At 70.6% G+C, this 7,097-nt stretch carries 7 protein-coding genes; all 7 read left to right on the top strand.

Translation table 11 applies throughout. From position 1 onward, the window contains the following. Window positions 1-221: 221 nt before the first annotated feature. The 7 genes from rsmD (at window position 222) to FKV25_RS10565 (ending at window position 7,073) form a co-directional block, all read left to right on the top strand. Complete coding sequence (gene rsmD / locus FKV25_RS10595) at window positions 222-905, top strand: 16S rRNA (guanine(966)-N(2))-methyltransferase RsmD (RefSeq protein ID WP_141518772.1); 684 nt, start codon at window positions 222-224, stop codon at window positions 903-905. Between the two features lie 87 nt (window positions 906-992). After that, complete coding sequence (coaD, locus tag FKV25_RS10590) at window positions 993-1,502, top strand: pantetheine-phosphate adenylyltransferase (RefSeq protein WP_141518771.1); 510 nt, start codon at window positions 993-995, stop codon at window positions 1,500-1,502. 46 nt (window positions 1,503-1,548) lie between these two features. After that, window positions 1,549-2,037 (top strand): hypothetical protein, encoded by a 489-nt coding sequence (locus tag FKV25_RS10585; protein ID WP_141518770.1) that lies wholly within the window; start codon window positions 1,549-1,551, stop codon window positions 2,035-2,037. Between the two features lie 1,308 nt (window positions 2,038-3,345). Beyond that, the gene (locus FKV25_RS10580; protein WP_141518769.1) at window positions 3,346-3,594 is read left to right on the top strand and encodes a YfhL family 4Fe-4S dicluster ferredoxin; all 249 of its coding nucleotides are present in this window, start codon (window positions 3,346-3,348) and stop codon (window positions 3,592-3,594) included. 62 nt (window positions 3,595-3,656) lie between these two features. Then, the gene (gene ggt, locus FKV25_RS10575) at window positions 3,657-5,399 is read left to right on the top strand and encodes a gamma-glutamyltransferase (protein WP_141518768.1); all 1,743 of its coding nucleotides are present in this window, start codon (window positions 3,657-3,659) and stop codon (window positions 5,397-5,399) included. Window positions 5,400-5,403: 4 nt separating this feature from the next. Beyond that, the gene (locus FKV25_RS10570) at window positions 5,404-6,294 is read left to right on the top strand and encodes an MBL fold metallo-hydrolase (RefSeq protein ID WP_141518767.1); all 891 of its coding nucleotides are present in this window, start codon (window positions 5,404-5,406) and stop codon (window positions 6,292-6,294) included. Beyond that, a complete protein-coding gene (locus FKV25_RS10565; RefSeq protein WP_141518766.1) occupies window positions 6,291-7,073 on the top strand; it encodes a TMEM43 family protein in 783 nt (260 codons plus the stop codon). Before FKV25_RS10570 ends, FKV25_RS10565 begins: the two co-directional genes overlap by 4 nt. Window positions 7,074-7,097 lie beyond the last annotated feature (24 nt).

Below are 7,097 nucleotides of genomic sequence, written 5' to 3'. Positions count from 1 at the left end.
GGCGGCGCCGGCTGCGGCGCCGGGTCCGCGGGGGCGGGCGCGTCATCGTCGTGGGGCGCGGCGTCCGGGAAGGCCGCGGCGAGCTCCGCGATGCGGCGCTCCGACTCGGGATCCAGGGGCTTTTCGGGCTTCTTTCGGCGGAAAAAACTGACCATCGAGCGGGGGCGTCTGTAGATGCGCGAGAATGGACCCATGCTATCACCGCCCCCCGCCAAGCCCCGATGAAAAAGCGCTCGACGCATCGGCGCCCGCCGCCATCGTCCGCGGCGGCCGCACCGTCCGCCACGACCGGGAAGGTCAGGCTGATCGGCGGACGCTGGCGGGGCACGCGCCTGCCGGTGCCGGCGGTGGCCGGCCTGCGGCCGACGGCGGACCGCGTCCGCGAGACGCTCTTCAACTGGCTCATGCCTGCGCTGCCGGGGGCGCGGGTGCTGGACCTGTTCGCCGGCAGCGGCGCCCTGGGCCTGGAAGCGGTGTCGCGGGGCGCGGCCTCGGCGGTGCTGGTCGAACGCGACCGCGGCCTGGCCCACTCCCTGCGCGAGACCGTGGACCGGCTCGAGGGTGGCGAGGCCGTGCGGATCGTGGAAGCCGAGGCGCTGGGCTGGCTGCAGGGCCAGGCAGGGACGACGGAGCGCTTCGACATCGCTTTCGTCGACCCGCCGTTCGCCGCCGGCCTATGGGACGCCGCGCTGGCGGGCCTGCCGGCGCTGATGGCCGACACCGCTTGGCTGTACGTGGAGTCGCCGGCGGACCACCCGCCAGCACCGCCGGCCGGCTGGTCGCTGCATCGCGAGGGGCGGACCCGCGAGTCGCGTCAGGCGCTGTACCGTCGCCAGGCCGTGGCCGCTGCTAAACTCGGCCCATTCGACCCACCGGGGCCGGACGTGTCCGGGACCGGTGGCTGAAGCACCACTGCACGCGCGTCGCCGCTTGCCCCGTTGTCGCCGTGGAATCCTCCATCCAATTGAATTCGCAAGGAAAACGGACGCCCCATGACCGCGAACCGCCAACGCATCGCCGTCTATCCCGGGACCTTCGACCCCATCACCAATGGGCACGTCGACCTGGTGGACCGTGCAGCGCCGCTGTTCGAGCGCCTGGTGATCGGCGTCGCCGCGAGCCCCGGCAAGGGGCCGGCGCTGCCGCTGGCCCAGCGCGTGGAACTGGCTCGCCAGGCCGTGGCCCGGCATCCCAACGTGGAGGTGCGCGGCTTCGACTCGCTGCTGGCGCATTTCGTTTCCGACGTCGGCGCCGGCGTGCTGCTGCGCGGCCTGCGCGCGGTCTCGGACTTCGAGTACGAGTTCCAGCTCGCCAGCATGAACCGCCACCTCATTCCCGACGTCGAAACCCTGTTCCTGACGCCGGCCGAGCAGTACGGCTTCATTTCCTCCTCGCTGGTGCGCGAGGTGGCGCGACTGGGCGGCGACGTCTCCGGTTTCGTGCCGCCTGCCGTGGCCGCCGCGTTGCAGGCCGAGTGGCAACGCTCTCGCGAAGCGCCATAATCGTGTTTTTCAACCCCACATTCCGTTCAAACCAAGGGGAATCCCGATGAAGATGTCCACCCGCCTGATCCTGGCCGCCTGCCTCACCCTGCCTGTCCTGGCGGCCTGCCAGAAGGAAGAGACGACGGAAGTGGTCGAAGCCGCTCCGGTCGCCAAGCCCACGACCACCGACGAGAACGCCTGGGCCGAGTACCTGACCGACATCGTCAGGCGCAATGTCGGCGACGCGTCGAGCGTCTACCTGTACACGCTGCCCGCCGCCGACTCGGCCGACTACGAGGGCGAGTACCAGCGCCAGCTCGAGAAGGCGCAGACCGACGTCATGCGCGGTGGCGTCTCGGGCACCCTGCTGGCCTACGGTTCGCCGGATTCGGCCAAGACCGCCGACCTGGCCGTGGCCTCGTTCGAAATGGCGCAGAGTGGTTCGATGAAGGGCGTGCGCGTCCTGTTCATCGGCGACAATGCCGACTTCGCGCGCGTCAAGACCGCCGTCGAGCCCTCCGGCGCCGTCTTCCAGTTCGTCGAAGCCAAGTGACGCACTGACCCCTGCGCAACGCGCAGGGCTTTGTCAGTGCGTCATCCCCGCGAAAGCGGGGATCCAGCCTTCAGGCGCTTCGTCCTTCGCCCGCTCCCCAGCGCGGGCGGATTTGCCGGTGCGTCATCCCCGCAGAGCTTTCCGCTTCATAGCTGTGGCTTCCAGGAGCTGGATCCCAGCGTCCGCTGGGATGACGTGCTCGAGGGTCTCGCGGGCTTCGTGCGCGGCCGATGCGGGGGGGCTTTCGGCGTGGTGCTCAGGCGAAAGCCATCGCTTGACCTCATCGGTCGATCCCGCTCTCCAAATGCACCGGCACGTTCCCTTCGCGGCGCACGCAAGGGGCGTCATCCCCAGAGCCGTCATCCCCGCGAAAGCGGGCATCCAGCCCTTGGCTCTTCGTCCTCCGCCCGCGCCAAGCGCGGGCGGCTTTGCCGGTGCATCATCCACCTAGAGCTTTCCGCGCCGCAGCTGCGGCTTCCAGGAGCTGGATCCCCGCGTCCGCTGGGATGACGTGCTCGAGGGTCTCGCGGGCTTCGTGTGCGGCCGATGCGGGGGGCTTTCGGCGTGGTGCGCAGGCGAAAGCCGTCGCTTGACCTCATCGGTCGATTCCGCGCTCCAAATGCACCGGCACGTTCCCTTCGCGGCGCACGCAAGGGGCGTAATCCCCAGAGCCGTCATCCCCGCGAAAGCGGGGATCCAGCCCTTGGCTCTTCGTCCTCCGCTCGCGCCAAGCGCGGGCGGCTTTGCCGGTGCATCATCCACGCAAAGCTTTCCGCTTCATAGCTGCGGGTTTCAGGAGCTGGATCCCAGCGTCCGCTGGGATGACGTGCTCGAGGGTCTCGCGGGCTTCGTGTGTGGCCGCTGCGGTGGGCTCTCGGCGGGCGCGCAGGCGAAGCCCGTTGCTTGGCCTTCTCGGTGGATCGCGCGATCCCGCTCTCCCAATGAACCGGCCCGTTCCCTTCGCGGCGCACGCAAGGGGCGTAATCCCCAGAGCCGTCATCCCCGCGAAAGCGGGGATCCAGCCTTTGTCTCTTCGTCCCTCTCTCGTGGCAAGCGGGAGCGGACTTGCCGATGCGTCATCCCCGCAGAGAGCTGTCCGCGTCGCAGCTGCGGGTTCCGGGGGCTGGATTCCCGCGTTCGCGGGGATGACGGGCGCGTGGGCTCCTTCAGGCAGCCGGCGAGACGATCGCAGCGGGCATGCTGTACGGCGTGTTGGCCCACCTGGCGCAGCGCACGAGCCAGTGGAGGTCGAAGGGCTTACCATTACCCATTCATGCCCCACCTCTCTCATTCCCGGCTTCCCCGTCCATGTCCCTGAAGATCAACGAGCTCTGCGTCAACTGCGACGTCTGCGAGCCGGCCTGCCCCAACCAGGCGATCTCGCAGGGCGAGACCATCTACGTCATCGATCCGGCGCGCTGTACCGAATGCGTGGGTCATTTCGACGAACCGCAGTGCGTGGTCGTGTGCCCGGTCGAGTGCATCGATCCGGACCCGGACATGTCGGAAACCGAGACGCAGCTGTTGGCGAAACTGGCCCGGCTGCAGCAACAATGAACCGCGGGTCGCGTCCCGCCGCCATCCACCCAGCCGCCCGCCGTGGCGACAGGAGCGAATCCATGCGCGTGATCCTGCGAACCCTGGCCCTTGCCGGCCTCCTGGCCTCGATGCTGCCACTGCAGGCCTGCGCCGAAGCCGAGCCGCAAACCGGCGCAACGCCTGCCGCCGCGGCCGCGCACCCGCCGGGCGCCGCGATCGCCAGCGCCCACGGCCTGTCGACCGACGCCGGGATGGAAATCATCGCCAAGGGCGGCAACGCCTTCGATGCGGCGGTGGCCGTGTCCTCGACACTGTCGGTGGTCGAGCCGATCAGCTCGGGCATCGGCGGGGGCGGGTTCTTCCTGGTGCATGACGCCCGCAGCGGTCGCGACGTGTTCATCGATGCCCGCGAGACCGCGCCTGCGGCGGCGACGCCCGAGGCCTTCCTCGACGCCAACGGCGAGCTCGACCGCGACCGCTCGGTCAACGGGCCCTGGTCGGCCGGCATCCCCGGCCTGCCCGCCGCGCTGGTGCACCTGGCCGAGACGTACGGCCAGCTGCCCCTGTCCGAATCGCTGGCGCCCGCGATCCGCGTCGCGCGCGAGGGCTTCCCGATCTACGAACGCCTCGCCAGCGGCTACGAGCGCCGCCGCGAGGTGATGGAGCGCTACCGCGGCAGCCGGGAGGTGTTCCTGGCCGACGGCGATCCGCCGCAGGAAGGCGAAATCTTCCGCCAGCCGGATCTTGCCCGCACCCTCGAGCTGCTGGCCGAGAAGGGCCACGACGGCTTCTACCGCGGCGACGTGGCCGACAAGCTGCTCGCCGCCGTGGCCGAGGAGGGCGGACAGTGGCAAGCCGCCGAACTGGCCGGCTACCAGGTGAAGGAGCGCGCGCCGATCCAGTTCGACTACCGTGGGTGGAAGGTGACCACCGCGCCGCCGCCGTCCTCGGGTGGCGTGGCGATGGCGCAGATCCTGCAGGTCCTGGAGGGCTGGGACCTGGACAAGCTCGATGCCGTCCACCGCACCCACGTGATCGCCGAGGCGATGCGCCGCGCGTACCGCGACCGCACCCTATACCTGGGTGATCCGGACTTCGTGAAGATGCCGATCGCCCGCCTGACCAGCCTGGACTATGCCGCGGGCCTGCGCGCCGGCATCCATCCGGAGAAGGCGACGCCCAGTGACCTGCTGCCGGGGCAACTGGCGCCACTGGAGGACGAGGAGACCACCCACTTCTCGATCATCGACGCGCAGGGCAACCGCGTGTCCGCGACGCAGACCGTGAACCTGCTCTACGGCTCGGGCATGGTCGCCCCGGGCACCGGCGTGCTGCTCAACAACGAGATGGACGACTTCGCCCTGCGCCCGGGCACGCCCAATGCTTTCGGCGTGATGGGCTACGACGCCAACGCGCCCGAGCCCGGCAAGCGCATGCTCAGCTCGATGACGCCGAGCTTCATCGAGTCCGACGGCCAGGTCGCGGTGCTGGGCGCGCCCGGTGGCAGCCGCATCATCACCCAGGTGTTGCTGGGCATCCTGGCCTACGACGCCGGGCTCGGCCCCCAACAGGTCGCCGCGCTGCCGCGCATCCACCACCAGTGGATGCCCGACACCATCGCCGCCGAACCGGGCGCACTGGACGAAGCGACCGTACGGGGCCTGGAAGCCATGGGCCATACCGTCAGCGCCGGCGAGCGCCAGTGGGGCAACCTGCAGACCGTTTCGTGGGACAAGCGGGCCAACACCCTGTCGGGTGGCACCGACCCGCGCAATCCCGTCGGCAAGGTAGGCATCCGCGACGCGGCGGGCGAGGTACCCTAGGCCCATGAAACTCTGGTCACTGCTCGGCAACAGCCAGAAGCTCGACGGCGGCGCGATGTTCGGCAACGCGCCCCGTGCCGTGTGGGAGCGCTGGGCGGCGCCCGACGACGCCAACCGCATCGACCTGGCCTGCCGCGCGCTGCTGGCCACGCCGCTGGCGGGCAGGACGGTGCTGTTCGAAACCGGTATCGGCGCGTTCTTCGAACCGAAGTTCCGCGATCGGTACGGCGTGGTCGAGTCGCGGCACGTGCTGCTCGATTCGCTCGCCGAGGCCGGCTTCTCGCCGGCCGACATCGACGTGGTCGTGCTGTCCCACCTGCACTTCGACCATGCCGGCGGCCTGCTGCGCGCCTGGCGCGACGGCGCGCCGCCGCAACTGGTGTTCCCCAACGCGAGCTACGTGGTCGGGCGCGCGCATTTCGAGCGCGCGCGCCAGCCGCATCCGCGCGACCGCGCGAGCTTCATCCCGGAACTGCCGGAGCTACTGGAGAACACCGGGCGGCTGGAGCTCGTCGACGGCGCGCACAGCCAGCTGCTGGGCGAGAGCGTGCGCTTCCACTACAGCGACGGCCACACACCGGGCCTCATGCTGGCGGAGATCGTCGGCCCCGAGCGCGTGGATGGCCAGCCGCACGGCGGCGTGGTGTTCTGCGCCGACCTGATCCCCGGCCGGCCCTGGGTGCACGTGCCCATCACGATGGGCTACGACCGCAACGCCGAGTTGCTGATCGACGAGAAGAAGGCCTTCCTCGCCGACATGCTGGCGCGCAACGTGCACCTGTTCTTCACCCATGACCCCGGTTGCGCGCTGGCCCAGGTGGTGCGCGACGAGAAGGGACGCTACGGCACCGCGCACGAGGTGCCCGGTCTGCAGGCACGGGCGCTGGCTGCATGACGCCCCGCCGGAGGCTCGCGGGCCTGGCCCGGGTGCGGGCGGCGACCCTGGCGACGTTGTTCGCCTCGTTCGGTGCCGTGGCCGTGCCCCCGGACGCCACGGACGCCGGACCCGCGGTGCCGGTGCTGGAAGAAGGGGCCACGCCGACCGCGCACGCGACGCTGGAAGACCGCGACTTCGGCGTCCGCAGCCGCGGCTTCGGTCTCGACCGCCAGGTCGAGATGTACCAGTGGCGCGCCACCGCGAACGGCTACGAGACCGTATGGAACAGCGCGCTGATCGACTCGTCCGGTTTCGACGAAGCGCACCGCAACCCGCCAATGCCGCTCGACACGGCGCGCTGGTGGGCGAAGGACGCGACCCTGGCCGGCTACCCGGTCGATGTCGAGGTGCTGCGCGCGCTGGGGGAGTGGCGGACCTTCCGCCCCGGCTTCTCGCGCCTGCCCTTGAACATGGCCGCAACCTTCCAGCCCGACGGCGACGGCCTGGGCAGCGCCGAGAACCCGCTGCATCCGCAGGTCGGCGACCTGCGCATCCGCTGGCGCGAGCTGGTCCTGCCGCCCTTGCAGGGGCGGGTTGCCTTCCGCGACGGCGCCTGGCGCCTGCGCCGCTCCGCCGCGCCGGGCACGCGACCGCCCGGTGGCGCGACCGCCGCCACGATCGATGCGGCGAACCCGTCGCCACCGCCAGAACCCGCGGCCTGGAACTGGTCCTGGGCGCTCGTCGGCCTGGCCGCCCTGGTCGTCCTGCTGCTGTTGCGCTGGCGCCGCAAGCGCTGAACGGCAGCGCCCCGACGCTTTCCA

The sequence above is a fragment of the Marilutibacter aestuarii genome, from assembly GCF_006546775.1.
In the GTDB taxonomy this organism is placed as follows: domain Bacteria; phylum Pseudomonadota; class Gammaproteobacteria; order Xanthomonadales; family Xanthomonadaceae; genus Marilutibacter; species Marilutibacter aestuarii.
Note: the sequence above shows the minus strand (reverse complement) of the source record. Positions and strands in the feature narration are given on the sequence as shown.

What these genes read in the sequence shown, in the direction of transcription:
- rsmD (WP_141518772.1), top strand. Translation starts at nt 222, where the DNA reads ATGAAAAAGCGCTCGACGCATCGGCGCCCGCCGCCATCGTCCGCGGCG.
- coaD (WP_141518771.1), top strand. Translation starts at nt 993, where the DNA reads ATGACCGCGAACCGCCAACGCATCGCCGTCTATCCCGGGACCTTCGAC.
- FKV25_RS10585 (WP_141518770.1), top strand. Translation starts at nt 1,549, where the DNA reads ATGAAGATGTCCACCCGCCTGATCCTGGCCGCCTGCCTCACCCTGCCT.
- FKV25_RS10580 (WP_141518769.1), top strand. Translation starts at nt 3,346, where the DNA reads ATGTCCCTGAAGATCAACGAGCTCTGCGTCAACTGCGACGTCTGCGAG.
- ggt (WP_141518768.1), top strand. Translation starts at nt 3,657, where the DNA reads ATGCGCGTGATCCTGCGAACCCTGGCCCTTGCCGGCCTCCTGGCCTCG.
- FKV25_RS10570 (WP_141518767.1), top strand. Translation starts at nt 5,404, where the DNA reads ATGAAACTCTGGTCACTGCTCGGCAACAGCCAGAAGCTCGACGGCGGC.
- FKV25_RS10565 (WP_141518766.1), top strand. Translation starts at nt 6,291, where the DNA reads ATGACGCCCCGCCGGAGGCTCGCGGGCCTGGCCCGGGTGCGGGCGGCG.